Origin of the sequence: Rathayibacter sp. AY1C7 (assembly GCF_002931865.1) — a bacterium.
Lineage (GTDB): Bacteria > Actinomycetota > Actinomycetes > Actinomycetales > Microbacteriaceae > Rathayibacter.
On the sequence record NZ_PSWB01000042.1, the window covers coordinates 1 to 14,263 of the forward strand.

The following is a 14,263-nucleotide window of genomic DNA, read 5'->3' on the forward strand; positions in this document are numbered from 1 at the left end:
ACGCGTCCGCGTTCCGTCAGGATCCCCGCCCCCGCGCGACCGGCCCGGCCGGCCTCGCCATCGCCGCACTCGTCGTCGGCATCGTCGCGTTCCTCGTCGGCCTCGTGCCGGTCTTCGGAGCACTCGTCGGGATCGCCGCCGTCGTCCTGGGCATCCTCGCCCTCCGCCGCGGTCAGTCGAAGGCGATGTCGATCACCGGCGTCGTCCTCGGCGGTCTGGCCGTCCTCGCCTCGCTCCTGACGACGATCGGCTTCGGAGCCGCCGTGAACTCCGCCTCGAGCGACCGCCCGGCGGCCGTGATCGTCGAGTCGTCCGAGCCCACGACCGCTCCCGTCGTGCCGGCCACGGAGGAGGCGGAGGTCGTCGAGACGGCGGAGCCCGCACCCGTCGAGACGGCGGAGCCCGCACCCGTCGAGACGGTCGCCCCTGCCCCGGCGCCTGTCGAGACGGCGGCTGCTGCGCAGGTCTCGCCCGAGTTCGCCTCGGCACTCATCAAGGCGCAGAGCTACTCCGAGATGCTCCACATGAGCAAGGCGGGCCTGTACGGCCAGCTCACCTCCGAGTACGGGGAGCAGTTCTCGCCCGAGGCCGCGCAGTACGCGGTGGACACCGTCTCCGCCGACTGGAACGCCAACGCGCTGGCGAAGGCCAAGGACTACCAGGCCCAGATGGCGATGGCGCCTGAGGCCATCCGCGACCAGCTGACCAGCGAGTACGGGGAGCAGTTCACGAGCGACGAGGCCGACTACGCCATCGCGCACCTGAACGACTAGTCCCACTCGGACCGTCGCGGCACTGCGCGGCCACTGAGCAGGTCCTCCCGGAGCGCGCCGCCGTCCGTCGCCCACGACCCGGGCGACGGAGGGCGGCGGACCACCGGAGCCGGTTCAGGCCAGGACGGCGAGGGTGACGGGGAGCGCCTCGCTCCACCTGCCGGTCAGCCGCTCCTCGCCCTCGAGGAACGGCGGCGCGAGGACCCGCGCGAGGACGAGAGTCAGACCGTCGGCCGAGGTCGTGGTGGTCCGTGCGTCGCTGCGGACGAGCACCGTCGACGGCGGCCCGGACGCTCCGGCGCCTGATCCGCTGCCCTGCACCGTCGCGGTCGGCGGGCGGACGATGCGCTGCCCGTCCTCCTCGAAATGCTGCTCGACCTCCCGGGCGCCGGTGCGGATCGCCGTGGCGAAGGCGGCGATCGCGACGGGGTCGCCGGCACCGTCGTAGACCCAGCGACGACCGAGGACGGTGTGCTCGACGGTCGCGAGGAGATGCGCGTCACCGCCGGCGAGAGGCGAGCCGCGGTAGGTCAGCGGCACCTGGAGCGGCGGCTGCCCGGTCGACTGGACGATCAGCGTCTCCACTCCCACCTCGCCATCGGGGTCGTCGAACCGGTAGGCGCCGAGCTGCGTGAATCCGCCGCCCTCGCACCAGGGCTGCGTCGGCGCCCATGCCTCCACGATCTCGAGCTTCCCGGGGGTGATCGTCGCACGGTGCAGAAGGGCCATGCACCGAGAGTAGAGCCGGCCGATCCGTCCGGAGGAGTGCCCGTCAGCGAGCGGCGCCCGCCGTCGCCGACTCGGGCAGGCTGCTCATGGGGAGGGTGTACTCGCCCTTCAGCGCCGAGATCCAGACCGTGGTCGGGGCGACGGCGGCGAAGTTCGAGTTGAGCAGCGCCATCAGCGTGGTGTGCAGGGAGTGCGCGTCGATCGAGCCGGCGTCGTTCGCGATCGCGATCGCGCCCGTCGCGTCCGAGAGGACCTCGGCGCGGAGCCCGTGCGTCTCGGCCTCGGCGGCCGAGGCGAGGATGCAGTTGTTGGTCATGTAGCCGACGAGGGTGATCGTGTCGACGTCGTGCTCGCGGAGCCAGTCGAGCAGGTCGGTCCCCGCGAAGACCGTGCCGAACTGCTTCGTGACGTTCTTCCACGAATCCGAGCGGCGCTTCTCGATCTCCGGGTGCAGCGCGAAGGACGGACCCGACGGGTCGAAGATCGGCGCTCCCTCGCCCGCGCTGTGCTGGACGACGGCGATCGGGAGGCCCGCCGCGGCGGCGGAGTCGAGGGCGGCGGCGATCCTCGGCAGCGACTGCGCGTGCGGCGGGTACTGGATCTCGAGCGGACCGCTGAAGTACTCCTGCTGCACGTCGACGAGGATCAGTGCGCGGCGCGGTGTGGTCATGAGGTGCTCCCATCGGTGGCGGACGTCCCCGATCCTCCCGCCCGGGGCTGGGAGCGGCGGTCAGCCACGCGGCCCGCGACCCGGTCGTGGGCGCAGGCCCACACCTCCTCGTGCTCGAGCGGAGTGAGGACGCCGGCGTCGAGCAGCCTGTCGGCCCGCCGCAGCGCGGCCGCGATCGCCGCCTCCTCGGCGACGGCGGGGGAGTCGACGTCCGCGATCACGAGCCGGCGGGCGCAGGCCCGGCGGAGGCGGCGGGTCGAGCGGGCCGAGAAGAGCAGGAGCGACGCGGTCGGCAGGGCGAGCGCGGCCAGCAGGAGGAGCGGCAGCCGGTCGAGCGCGAGCGTCCCGACGGCGCCGGCGGCCGTCACGGCCACGACCAGCTGCGGACCGGCCGCGTGCAGGCGGAGGCGCCTCCGCTCCTCGACGGAGGTGCCGGGCGCGAAGACGACGAGCTCGCTCCGGACGACGCCGTACCGGCTCGCGCCGACGGTGTGGCGGCCCCAGCGGGGGCCGGCGTCGAAGAGGCGGAGGAGAAGGTGCACGAGCGCCATCGTCGCCCCGCGACGGCGGGTGGGAGGGGATCCTGACGGAACGCGGACGCGTTCCGGGCCGATCCGCACGGTCCGCTCGCGCGCCGCTCACGATGCCCTCACGACCCCCTCACGACGCGGGATCGCGCGTCGACGTCCCTCCCCAGCCGATTACCCGTGAGGAAAGCGTGAGGATCCGCTCATTCCGGGCGGGCGCGCTCCTCACGGCGAGTAGAAACATCCAGTGACCTCTTCCGTCGTCCGTGGCGACCCCGACGCCCTCGAACCTTCCCCCCTCTCCTCCGCGCGCGCGGGCGGGGTGAAGGCGTGGCTCCTCGAGGGCCTCCGCGACGACTCCGGAGCGCACCCCGGCCCCCACGCGGCCACCGGCAAGACGCACTCGTGGTGGCGCGTCATGTGCCTCACCGGCGTCGACTACTTCTCGACCCTCGGCTACCAGCCGGCCATCGCGGCGCTCGCCGCGGGCCTCGTCTCTCCGCTCGCGACGATCGTCCTGGTGGCGCTGACCCTCCTCGGCGCGCTCCCCGTCTACCGCCGCGTGGCCCGCGAGAGCTTCCGCGGCGAGGGGTCGATCGCGATGCTCGAGCGCCTGCTTCCCTGGTGGGGCGGCAAGCTCTTCGTGCTCGTGCTGCTGGGGTTCGCGGCCACCGACTTCATGATCACGATCACCCTCTCGGCGGCCGACGCGACGGCGCACGCGGTCGAGAACCCGTTCGCCCCCGCCTGGTTCCACGGGGCGGAGGTGCCGCTCACGCTGGGGCTGATCGCCCTGCTGGGGATCGTGTTCCTGCGCGGGTTCCGCGAGGCCATCTCGATCGCGGTCGTGCTCGTGGCCGTGTTCCTCCTGCTCAACGCGATCGTGATCGCCGTGGCGATCGGGCACGTGGCCGAGAACCCCGTCGTCATCGGCGACTGGTGGTCGGCGCTCACGACCCAGCACGGGAATCCGCTGATCATGGTCGGCATCGCGCTCATCGTGTTCCCCAAGCTCGCGCTCGGGCTCTCCGGCTTCGAGACCGGGGTCGCGGTCATGCCGCAGATCCGCGGCGACGCGGGCGACACCGAGGACGCCCCCGTCGGCCGCATCCGCGGGGCGAAGCGGCTGCTCATCACCGCCGCCGTCACGATGTCGGCGTTCCTCATCACCTCGAGCTTCGTCACCACGCTGCTCATCCCGCAGGCGCAGTTCCAGCCGGGCGGCGAGGCCAACGGCCGCGCGCTGGCCTACCTCGCGCACGAGTACCTCGGCGAGGGCTTCGGCACGGTCTACGACGTCGCGACGATCTGCATCCTCTGGTTCGCGGGCGCCTCCGCGCTGGCCGGCCTGCTCAACATCGTCCCGCGCTACCTGCCCCGCTACGGCATGGCTCCGCAGTGGGCCGGCGCCGTCCGTCCGCTCGTGCTGGTCTTCACCGTCGTCGCCTTCGTCATCACGATCCTCTTCCGCGCCGACGTCGACGCGCAGGGCGGGGCCTACGCGACCGGCGTGCTGGTGCTGATCACCTCCGCGTCCGTCGCCGTGTTCCTCTCGGCGAAGCGCAGGAAGCAGCGCAAGCGCGCCGTGGGCTTCGCGGTCATCGCGCTGGTCTTCGTCTACACGACGGTCGTGAACGTGGTCGAGAGGCCCGACGGCGTGCGGATCGCGGCGGTCTTCATCGTCGGCATCCTCGCGGTCTCGCTCGTCTCGCGGGTGCACCGCTCGTTCCAGCTGCGCGCCACCTCCGTGGTGTTCGACGCCGCCGCGATCGACTTCCTCACCACGGACGCCGACGACTACGGCGTGATCCGCATCCTCGCGAACGAGCCCGACGACGGTTCCGAGGCGGAGTACCGGGACAAGCTGGCGGAGGAGCAGCGCGACAGCAACCTGCCGATGCGCGGCCCGGTGCTCTTCCTCGAGGTGCACACCACCGACTCCTCCGACTTCGAGGAGGACCTGGTCGTGCAGGGCCGCGTCTGCCACGGCTTCCGCGTGCTGACGGTGACCAGCGGCAACATCCCGAACACCATCGCCACGGTGCTGCTCGAGATCCGCGACCTCACCGGCGTGATCCCGGACGTCTACTTCGAGTGGACCGAGGGCGGCCCCATCTCGAACATGTTCCGCTTCCTCATCACCGGCACCGGCGAGGTCGCCCCCGTCACCCGCGAGGTCCTCCGCCGCGCGGAGTCCCGCCGGGACCGCCGGCCGGGCGTGCACGTGGGCTGACGCCTGCTGCGCGGCGGGGGAGTGGCGGCGCGGAGGTGCCGCTCCTGCTGCGGGATGGCGCCGAGACGCCGCTCCGTCATCGAGACACCGCTGCAGGAGCGGTGCGTCGGCGGAGGAGGCGGCGTCCCGGCGCGCGGCGGCCCCGTAGCGTGGGCGCGGGCACCCGTCGGGGCGCCGACACCGACGAACGGACGACGATGACCCTCGAGGACCAGCGCGCGCACATCCTGACCGGCGCCGTGTACGACGACATGACCCCCGAGCTGGTCGCCGCGCGCGAGCGGGCGGTCCTCGCCTCGAACGCGTACAACGCGAGCTTCGGGCGTCCCCCGGTCGAGCGGGAGGCTCTGCTCCGCGAGCTCGTCGCCTCGGTGGGCGCGGACGCGCACCTCGAGCCGACGTTCCGCTGCGAGTTCGGGTTCAACATCACGATCGGCGACCGCTTCTACGCGAACTTCGACTGCATCCTGCTCGACGGCGCCCCCATCACGATCGGCGACGACGTGCTGTTCGGCCCCCGCGTCGCGATCTACACGTCGAACCACGCCCTCGACCCGGCCGAGCGCGCCGCCGGCGCCTGCACCGCGAAGCCGGTCGTCGTCGGCGACGGCGTCTGGATCGGCGGCGGCGTCACGATCAACCAGGGCGTCACCATCGGCGACGGGGCCGTGATCGGCTCGGGCAGCGTCGTCACCCGCGACGTCCCTCCGCTCACCATCGCGGCCGGCGTCCCCGCCCGCGTCCTCCGCTCGATCACCCCCGACGACCGGACCGGCTACCGCCCGGCCCACTGACGGCGGCCCACGCCGGCCCCGAGACGCCGGCTCCGAGACGCCTCGGAACGGCTCCCGGCCTCGCGGCGATCCGCCCTCAGGACTTCACGGTCGACAGGGGCTCGGTGATGCTCTCGAGGCTGCGGCGCTCGGCGTCCACGCCGAAGATCAGGGCGATCACGCCGCCGAGGATCATCACGGCGGCGCCGACGAAGTAGCCGATCGTCAGCGGACCGCGGTCGCTGCCGTCGCCGATCAGGGCGCCGTAGAGGGCGGGGGCGACCGCCCCGGCGATCTGGCCGAGGGTGAAGAAGTACGAGATCGCCTGGCTGCGCAGCTCGAGGGGGAAGATCTCGCTCACGGTGAGGTAGGCGCTCGAGGCTCCGGCGGAGGCGAAGAAGAACGACACGCACCAGAGGATCGTCTGCGTGGTCGCGGTCAGGACGTCCATGCTGAAGAGGACCGCCGAGACGGCCAGGACCGCTCCCGAGACACCGTAGGTGAGGAAGATCATCTTCCGCCGGCCCCACACGTCGAACAGGTGGCCGAGCACCAGCGGCCCGACGAGGTTGCCGATCGCGAACGGGAAGAAGAAGTACGAGATCGCGCTCTGCTCGACTCCGTAGAAGTTCTCGAGCACCAGCGCGTAGGTGAAGAAGATCGCGTTGTAGAGGAACGACTGGGTGATCATCATCGTCGCGCCCACCAGCGTCCGCTTCGGGTACTGCCGCAGCAGCACCCGGGCGATGGTGCGGAACGGGATGCTCTCCGTCGCCTTCACGGTGATCGCCTTCGCGTCGTCGACCGGCTCGAGCACGCCGCCCTCGGCCTCCACCCGGCGCTCGATCTCGTCGACGGTGCGCTCCGCCTCCTCCTCGCGGCCGTGCGTCATCAGCCAGCGGGGGCTCTCAGGGATGTGGCGGCGGAGGTAGATGATCGCCAGTCCGAGGATCGGGCCGAGGAAGAAGCCGAGGCGCCAGCCGACGTTCTCGGCGAAGAGCGCGTCGTTCAGGAAGAACAGGTTGGCCGCGGAACCCAGAGCCGCGCCGCCCCAGTACGTGCCGTTGATCGCGATGTCGACGCGGCCGCGGTACTTGGAGGGGATGAGCTCGTCGATCGCGGAGTTGATCGCCGCGTACTCGCCGCCGATCCCCATGCCCGCGAAGAAGCGGAACACGGCGAGGAAGACGTAGTTCGGCGCGAGCCCCGCCAGGCCGCTGGCGACCAGGTAGATGACGAGCGTCAGGATGAACAGCTTGCGCCGCCCGAGCTTGTCGCTCAGCCGCCCGAAGATCAGGGCGCCCGCGATCTGGCCGCACAGGTAGATCGTGCCGAGCAGGCCGACCTCGAAGGCCGAGAGCCCGAACTCCTTCGCGAAGCCGGCGGAGGCGACGATCTGGATCTCGAGTCCGTCCAGCACCCACGAGAAGCCGAGGCCGACGACGATCGACCAGTGGAAGCGGGTCCAGGGGAGCCTGTCGATGCGGGCGGGCACGAGGCTCCGGACCGGGCCGCGCGGACTGGTGGATGTCGACATGGCGAGCGCCTTCCTGTCGCCCCGGCGTCGTTGCGGAGGAACGCTGTCCCGAGCGCGGCGAGACGACACTAGACCCGCGGGCGGCTCCATATCGCCGGGCTATTCACCCCTTGTCACGGACCGCCGAGCGGGTGTATCCCGGGCATCGGTGCCCACCCGGAGGCGGAGCGAGGCGCGGTGGACGCGAGCCCGGATCCGTTCCGCGGGGCCTGACACCGCCCGCCTCCTCGGCCTAGCGTGGAGGTATGATCGACGCGACGCCCGCGGGCACCCCCACCTACGTCCTCAGCGAGGGGCCCGTCTGGGATCCGGACACCGCCCGCCTCACCTGGGTCGACATCGAGGCCGGCGCGGTCCTGTCCGCCCCCGTCACCGCGGAGGGGATCGGAGCGATCTCGCGCACCGACGTCGGCGAGCAGGTCGGCGCCGCGCTGCCCCTGGGCGACGGGCGGACGCTCGTCGCGCTGACCCGACGGCTCGCGATCCTGGAGGTCGACGGCTCCCTCACGCGCGGCTCCGAGCTGCTGCCGGAGGGTCACCGCTTCAACGACGGCACGATCGACCCGCAGGGGCGCCTCCTGGTCGGCTCGCTGACCCTCGGCGAGTCGGCGGGCGACGACGTCCTGCTGCGCATCGAGCACGACGGATCCGTCACCGTGCTCGACGACGACCTGCGGCTCTCGAACGGACTCGGCTTCTCGCCGGACGGCTCTGTGCTGTACTCGGCCGACACCGAGTCGGGCGTGATCCACCGCCGCTCCTACGCGGACGCCGAGCACGGCCCGCGCGAGCTGTTCGTCGAGCTCGAGGAGGGCGTGTTCGCCGACGGACTGACCGTGGACGCCGACGGCCGCGTGTGGGTCGCGGTCTGGGGCGGGAGCGGCGTTCGGGTGTTCGAGGCCGACGGCAGCCCGGTCGAGGGCGAGGGCATCAGGATCGACGCCCCGCACTCCTCCAGCATCGCCTTCGCGGGCGAGGACCTGGACATCGCGGTCGTCACCTCCGCATCACGCGACCTCTCGGCGGACGAGCGGGCGCGTCATCCGCACGCCGGCGGACTGTGGATCGCGCAGCCCGGAGCCCGCGGCCGCGCCGCCACGCGCTGGGTGGAGGGCCCTCTGCCCTAAGGGCGGCCGGTCGCCCGTCAGACGGCGGGCGTCGTCGGCGGGCTCGGCTCCGACGCGGGCTGCGGCACGAGGGTCAGCCGCGAGATGCGGTAGCGGTCCGTCTCGGCCACGCGGAGCAGGTGGTCGCCGACGAGGACGGAGTCGCCCACCACGGCCACACGGCCGATCCGGTCGAGGACGAATCCGCCGACCGTCTCGTACGGACCCTCGGGCAGCTCGATGCCCAGCTGCTCCGCCAGGTCCTCGAGGATCATCCCGCCGTCGACGTCGTGCAGCTGCTCGGCCGCCTTCGCGTCGACCGCCTGGCGGGCGCCGTCGTACTCGTCGTAGATCTCGCCGACGAGCTCCTCGAGCAGGTCCTCCAGCGTGATGATGCCGTCGGTTCCCCCGTACTCGTCGATGACGACGGCGATCTGGTGGCCGTCCTGGCGCATGGTGCGCAGGGCCGCGAGCACCTTCGTCGTGCCGGGGACCGCGAGGATCGGGCGGGTGATGTCGGCGACGCTGCTCGCGGTGCCGGCGCGACCCGCCTCCGGGAACGCGGACATCAGGTCGCGCACGTGGACGAAGCCGAGGACGTCGTCGAAGTCGTCGCCGACCACCGGGTAGCGCGAGTGCGGCTGGTCGAGGACCGCCGCGTAGCCCACGGCCACGCTGAGCGCGCCGCGGAGGAAGTCGACGTCCGGGCGCGGGCGCATCACCTCGGCGACGCGGCGGTCGTCCGCGCGGAAGATGTCGGTGAGCAGCCGGCGGCTGTCCTCGTGGATCTCGGTGTTGCTGGAGATCATGTCGCGCACCTCGTCGGCCGAGACGCTCTCGCCCTTCTCGCGCGGGTCGGCGCCGAGGAGGCGGACGACGGCGTCGGTCGAGACGGACAGCAGCCAGATCACGGGGCGCATCAGGCGCGCGAGGGCGTTGAGCGGGGGAGCGAGGGCCTTGGTGAACGCGACGGACTTCTGCATCGCCAGGCGCTTGGGGACCAGCTCGCCCAGCACCAGGGAGAGGTACGCGATGACGAGGGTCATCAGGATCAGGGCGACGGTCGAGGCGGCGGAGGCCGAGAGGCCGAGCGACTGCAGCGGCGGCACGAGGTCGGGCGCGATGGTCGAGGCGCCGTACGCCGAGGAGAAGAAGCCGGCGAGCGTGACGCCGATCTGGACCGCGGAGAGGAACGTGTTGGGGTTGCGGACGAGCTCGGCGATGCGCCGGCCGCGCTCGCTGCCGGCCTCGATCGCGCGGACCTGGCTCTCGCGGAGGCTGACGATGGCCATCTCGGTGCCCGCGAAGACGCCTCCGAGGAGGACGAACAGCACGACGAGGCCGATGTTGAGGAGGGTGTCGAGATCCACGCCGACCAGAGTAGGGATGCCGGCCGTGAGAACGCCTCGTGGACTCTCAGGGAGCGGGGGCGGGCGGAACGACGCCCCGCCCGCCCGCTCAGGACGCGTCGGCCGGGCGCACGCCGATCGTGAGGATGAGGTTCGCGTAGATGCGGCGGTCGCCCGAGGCGATGGTGAGCGCGACGTCGGGGGTGCGCGCCTCGGCGTAGAAGGCGTGCCGCTCGAGCGAGGTGAAGGGGACGCCGTCGAGGGACCGGCGGAAGGCGTCCTGCGCGGGGACGTCGATGCCGGGCGCGGGGGTCATGACCGTCGCCTCCTCGACGACGATCGCCGAGAGCAGGGCGTCGAGGATCTCGTCGACGGTCAGCATGTCGGGCCGGAGGTTCAGGTGCACCAGGGCGGAGTTCGGTCCGAGCGTGGTGCCGACGGGGTAGTTGCCGTCGGCGATGAGGACGCGGGAGCCGTGGCCCGCGCGGGCGAGCGTGTGCAGGATCTCGGGGTGGAGGAGGGTCGTGGTCAGCAAGAGGAGCTCCTAGAGGTCGTGGAGGTGGGCGACGGACGAGCCGGCGAGCAGGCGGCCGGGGAGCCTCCGCTCCTGGGGGCCGGGCTGCTCCGCCCCGGAGTCGAGGCGGAGGCGGACGAGGGCGGCGGCCTCGGCGGCGATCGCCTCCGTCGGCTGGGCGATCGTGGTCAGGTGCGGGCGGACCACGCGGGCCAGCTCGACGTTGTCGAAGCCGACGACGGAGAGGTCCGTCGGCACGCGCAGTCCGGAGTCGCCGAGGGCGATCAGGGCGCCGACCGTCAGCTCGCGGTTGCTCGCGAACAGGGCGGTCGGCCGGGGGCTCAGGGCGAGGATCCGCTCGACGGCGGCGACTCCGCTCTCGACCGTCAGCGGGCCGCGCACCACGGCGTCGGCGGCGGGGTGGACGCCGCGCTCGGCCAGGGCGGCGAGGAAGCCGGCGGTCCGCTCCCGGGTGGAGGACACTCCGTCCTCCCCGCCGAGCACCGCGATCGAGCGGTGGCCGTGGTCGAGGAGGTGGCGGGCGGCGGAGGCGCCGGCGCCCGCGTTGTCGAGCGCGACGCGATCGGTGACCAGTGCGTCGTCGATCCAGTCGACGGCCACCACGGGGGTGCCCTGCTCGGAGGCGCGGCGCAGCGCGTCGACGTCGCCCGCGGACGGCACCGCCACGATCCCGTCGACCATCTTCTCGAGCAGCAGGTCGACCGCGGCTCCCGGCTCGGAGCGGCTCACGCCGACCAGCACGCCGATGCCCTCCTCGCGCAGGGCCCGCTCGAGGCCCGCGATGATCGAGAGGTGGAACTCGTTGTCGAGAGCGGGCAGCAGCACCCCGACCGTGCGGGAGCGCCGCGAGCGCAGGCCTCGAGCGAAGCCGTTGACGCGGAAGCCGACCTCGGCGGCCGCCGCCTCGATCGCCGCCCGGTTCTCGGGGCGCACGGGGAGCCCGTTGTAGTGCTTCGAGATGGTCGAGAGCGAGAGGCCGGTCAGCCGCTGCAGGTCCTTGTAGGTGGCCACGTCACAGGGTGGCGCGGGGAGAGCCGTAGCCGCTCCAGCCCGGGATCGTGCCGTCGGCGTCCCACAGGTCGAGCCAGCCGGAGCTGCCGGGCCAGAGGAAGACCTGGCCCTTGATCAGCCGGTTGTTGCGCTCGGCGCCGCGCAGCGCCTCCTGCTCCTCGGCCGTGAGCACCAGGGAGGCGGCGGCCAGGTTCGCCTCGATCTGCTCCGGCTTCACCGCGAACGGGATCGGGATCTGGCCGCGGTTCACCGCCCAGGCGAGGCACACGACGGCCGGATGCACGCCCCGCTCGTCGGCGACCGCCCGCACCGCGGGGTGCTCGATGTCGACGATGTCGCCCTCCACCCGGTCGCGCTCCGGCCGCGACGGCGAGCCCAGCGGCGAGTAGCCGATCGGCTGGATGCGGTGGTCGAGGCAGAAGCGGAAGAGCTCCGGCTGCTGGAAGCAGGGGTGCAGCTCCATCTCGTTCAGCTGCGGGGCGATGCGGACGTCGGCGAGGATCCGCTCGAGCTTGGGGATCGTGACGTTGGAGGTGCCGAGGTGCCGGACGAGGCCCCGGTCGACCATGCTCTCGAGCGCGCGCCAGGTCTCGAGGAACGCCTCGTGGACGTACGGGCGGGCGTGCGGATCGCGAGCGTCGGTCTCGGCGTGCGGCGGGTGGTGGTTCGGGAAGGGCCAGTGCACGAAGACGGCGTCGAGCACGTCGAGGCCGAGGTCGGCGAGCGAGCGCTCGACGGAGGCGACGGCCGCCGCGGGCTCGTGCGCGTCGTTCCAGATCTTCGACATGACGAAGAGCTCGTCGCGGTCGACTCCGGAGTCGGCGATCGCCCGGCCGACGCGCGGCTCGTTGCCGTAGACGGTGGCGCAGTCGAGGAGGCGGAAGCCGGCGCGGAGGGAGTGCTCGACCGCGAGGCCGACGGTCTCGGCGTCGTAGCGGTCGGAGCCGAACGTCCCGGCGCCGATCGCGGGGATGCGGCTGCCGCTCGCGAGGACGCGGTGGCTCGGCGGAGTGGAGGCCATGCGGATCCTCCTGGTGCGGCGGCGGGGGCGAAAGGTTGCGCTTCACGGTAGGCGGGGGAGAGTAGCGGCGTCAACGATGCTGTGGACTGGTGTGCGTAACGTTTCGTGCGGTGGGTGCTTTCGTCCTCCGTTCCTGCCCCGCCTCCCTCGAGAGTCCAGGAGCCGTCGCACTCGAGGTCGACTGCGACGACTCCTGGACTGTCGAGAAGAGCCCCGCCCCTCCGCTCAGACCAGCCGGCGCGACTCCTCCGTGACCACGCGGAACCAGCGCGCGCCGTAGCCGTCGAGGGGCGCCGACACGGCGCCGTCCTCGCCGAGCGGGAGCGACTCGCCGCCGAGGGAGTCGACCAGCCGCGCCCCGGCGGGGGTGTCGGGGAGCGTCAGGTGCGCCGTGCGCGGGTTCGACGCCAGGTTGTGCACCGCGACGGTCGTGCCGGTCGACGCGGACATCCGGTGCGCGAGCACGCTCGGCTCGTCGCAGGGGAGGTGCGTGTACTCGCCCCAGCCGATCTCCGGCGACCGCCGGTACAGCCAGGCGAGGCCCTTCACGTGGGCCAGGAGGGAGTCCGGATCCTGGAGCTGCGCGGCCGCATTCACGTGCTCGGGTCCGAAGCCGCCGCCGGGAGGGGTGGCGATCAGGTCGGAGGCGTCGGCGCGCGAGAACCCGCCGTTGGCGGCGCTGCTCCACTGCATCGGGGTCCGCACGGCGCTGCGGCCCGGGATGTCGGCGTTCTCGCCCATCCCGATCTCCTCGCCGTAGTAGAGCACCGGGGTCCCGGGCAGCGAGAAGACCAGGCTGTGGACCAGGCGGACGCGGCGCGGGTCGCCGTCGACCATCGGCGGGAGGCGGCGGACGATGCCGCGCCCGTGGATCCGCTGCGACTGCTCCGGAGCGAACGCCGCGAAGACCTCGTCGCGCTCGTCGTCGCTCAGCTGGTCGAGGGTGAGCTCGTCGTGGTTGCGCGCGAAGTTCGCCCACTGGCTGCCGACGGAGATCTCGGGGCGGCTCGCGAGCGCCTCGACGAGCGGCGCCGCCTCCTCCCGGGCCAGCGCGAGGTAGAGGCGCTGGTTGCCGATGAAGTCGAACTGCATCGACAGCTCGTCCGCGTCCTCGCCGCCGAAGAAGCCGAGCTGCTCCTCGCGGGTCACGTTGACCTCGCCCAGCAGCATCGCCTCGCCGGAGCGCCGCGAGACGAAGCGGCGCAGCAGGCGCAGCCACTCGTGCTCGTCGCGGGCGCCGGGCTCGATCAGGTACGGCACCGCGTCGACCCGGAAGCCGTCGACGCCCAGCTGCAGCCAGAACCCGATGAGCTTCGCGATCTCGTCGCGCACGGCCGGGTTCTCGGTGTTGAGGTCGGGCTGGTGCCGGTAGAAGTGGTGCAGGTAGTACTGGCCCGCCTCCTCGTCGCGGAACCAGACGCCGTCCTCCGCGTCCGGGAACACGTTCGCGGGCTGGTCGGCGGGCGGCTCGTCGCGCCAGACGTAGTAGTCGCGGTACGGGCTGTCGGGGGAGGAACGGGCGGCCTGGAACCAGGGGTGCTGGTCCGAGGTGTGGTTGACGACGAGGTCGACGATCACGCGCATCCCGCGGTCGTGGGCGGTCCGGATCACCTCGACGACGTCGCCGTGGTGCCCGAAGCGCTCGTCCACTCCGTAGAAGTCGCTGATGTCGTAGCCGTTGTCGCGGCCGGGGGACCGGTAGAACGGCGCGAGCCAGAGGCAGCTGACGCCGAGCTCGGCCAGGTAGTCGATCCGGTGGACGAGGCCCTCGAGGTCGCCGACGCCGTCGTCGTCCCAGTCCATGAACGTCTTCACGTCGAGGTTGTAGAAGACGGCGGTGCGCCACCACAGGTCGCTCGTGTCGGTGACCCTCATGCGCGGGGCTCCGGGCGGGAGGAGGCGGAGGGTGCGGGGGCGAGTGGCGCGGGCGCGGTTGTGAGCGTGCGGGTGGCGGCGGTGCGGGTGGCGGCGTGCGGGTGCTCGTGATGCGTCACGGAGG

13 protein-coding genes are annotated in these 14,263 nt (G+C 72.4%); 4 read left to right on the forward strand and 9 right to left on the reverse strand.

Annotated features, from left to right (window positions below):
* On the forward strand, positions 1 to 773 hold a 773-nt coding region (locus C5C69_RS16070), incomplete at its 5' end, for an Ltp family lipoprotein (protein WP_308558165.1).
* A gap of 114 nt (positions 774 to 887) precedes the next feature.
* Here C5C69_RS16070 and C5C69_RS16075 read toward each other — a convergent pair.
* The 3 genes from C5C69_RS16075 to C5C69_RS16085 are packed head-to-tail and all read right to left on the reverse strand — an operon-like array spanning position 888 to position 2,714.
* Entirely contained in the window at positions 888 to 1,502 is a 615-nt protein-coding gene (locus C5C69_RS16075) for a hypothetical protein (RefSeq protein WP_104227321.1), read from the reverse strand.
* A 43-nt stretch (positions 1,503 to 1,545) separates the two neighbouring features.
* Positions 1,546 to 2,172: an isochorismatase family protein gene (locus C5C69_RS16080; protein WP_104233860.1), complete on the reverse strand. Its 627-nt coding sequence runs from the start codon at positions 2,170 to 2,172 to the stop codon at positions 1,546 to 1,548.
* Positions 2,169 to 2,714, reverse strand: coding sequence for a DUF6611 family protein (locus C5C69_RS16085; protein ID WP_146083642.1), 546 nt, complete (start codon positions 2,712 to 2,714; stop codon positions 2,169 to 2,171). Before C5C69_RS16085 ends, C5C69_RS16080 begins: the two co-directional genes overlap by 4 nt.
* Positions 2,715 to 2,946: 232 nt before the next feature.
* On the opposite strand from C5C69_RS16085, the gene C5C69_RS16090 reads away from it, so the two are divergent.
* Positions 2,947 to 4,932, forward strand: coding sequence for an amino acid permease (locus C5C69_RS16090; RefSeq protein WP_374953581.1), 1,986 nt, complete (start codon positions 2,947 to 2,949; stop codon positions 4,930 to 4,932).
* Between the two features lie 197 nt (positions 4,933 to 5,129).
* A complete protein-coding gene (locus tag C5C69_RS16095) occupies positions 5,130 to 5,726 on the forward strand; it encodes a sugar O-acetyltransferase (RefSeq protein ID WP_104258293.1) in 597 nt (198 codons plus the stop codon).
* Positions 5,727 to 5,802: 76 nt separating this feature from the next.
* Here the strand turns inward: C5C69_RS16095 and C5C69_RS16100 are convergent, their stop codons facing one another.
* Complete coding sequence (locus C5C69_RS16100) at positions 5,803 to 7,242, reverse strand: MFS transporter (RefSeq protein WP_104225083.1); 1,440 nt, start codon at positions 7,240 to 7,242, stop codon at positions 5,803 to 5,805.
* 245 nt (positions 7,243 to 7,487) lie between these two features.
* Here C5C69_RS16100 and C5C69_RS16105 point away from each other — a divergent pair, with 245 nt between their 5' ends.
* A complete protein-coding gene (locus C5C69_RS16105) occupies positions 7,488 to 8,369 on the forward strand; it encodes an SMP-30/gluconolactonase/LRE family protein (protein WP_104258287.1) in 882 nt (293 codons plus the stop codon).
* A gap of 17 nt (positions 8,370 to 8,386) precedes the next feature.
* On the opposite strand, the gene C5C69_RS16110 is transcribed toward C5C69_RS16105, so the two are convergent.
* From C5C69_RS16110 to C5C69_RS16130, 5 genes are all read right to left on the reverse strand, one after another.
* Complete coding sequence (locus C5C69_RS16110) at positions 8,387 to 9,718, reverse strand: hemolysin family protein (RefSeq protein ID WP_104258288.1); 1,332 nt, start codon at positions 9,716 to 9,718, stop codon at positions 8,387 to 8,389.
* An 88-nt stretch (positions 9,719 to 9,806) separates the two neighbouring features.
* Entirely contained in the window at positions 9,807 to 10,232 is a 426-nt protein-coding gene (locus tag C5C69_RS16115) for an RbsD/FucU family protein (protein WP_104258289.1), read from the reverse strand.
* Between the two features lie 9 nt (positions 10,233 to 10,241).
* Positions 10,242 to 11,243 (reverse strand): LacI family DNA-binding transcriptional regulator, encoded by a 1,002-nt coding sequence (locus tag C5C69_RS16120; RefSeq protein ID WP_104258290.1) that lies wholly within the window; start codon positions 11,241 to 11,243, stop codon positions 10,242 to 10,244.
* A gap of 1 nt (position 11,244) precedes the next feature.
* Complete coding sequence (locus C5C69_RS16125) at positions 11,245 to 12,264, reverse strand: aldo/keto reductase (protein WP_104258291.1); 1,020 nt, start codon at positions 12,262 to 12,264, stop codon at positions 11,245 to 11,247.
* A 225-nt stretch (positions 12,265 to 12,489) separates the two neighbouring features.
* Positions 12,490 to 14,139 carry an alpha-amylase family protein gene (locus tag C5C69_RS16130; RefSeq protein WP_104258292.1) on the reverse strand — a complete coding sequence of 550 codons (1,650 nt, stop codon included), beginning with the start codon at positions 14,137 to 14,139 and terminating at the stop codon, positions 12,490 to 12,492.
* Between the last annotated feature and the right edge of the window lie 124 nt (positions 14,140 to 14,263).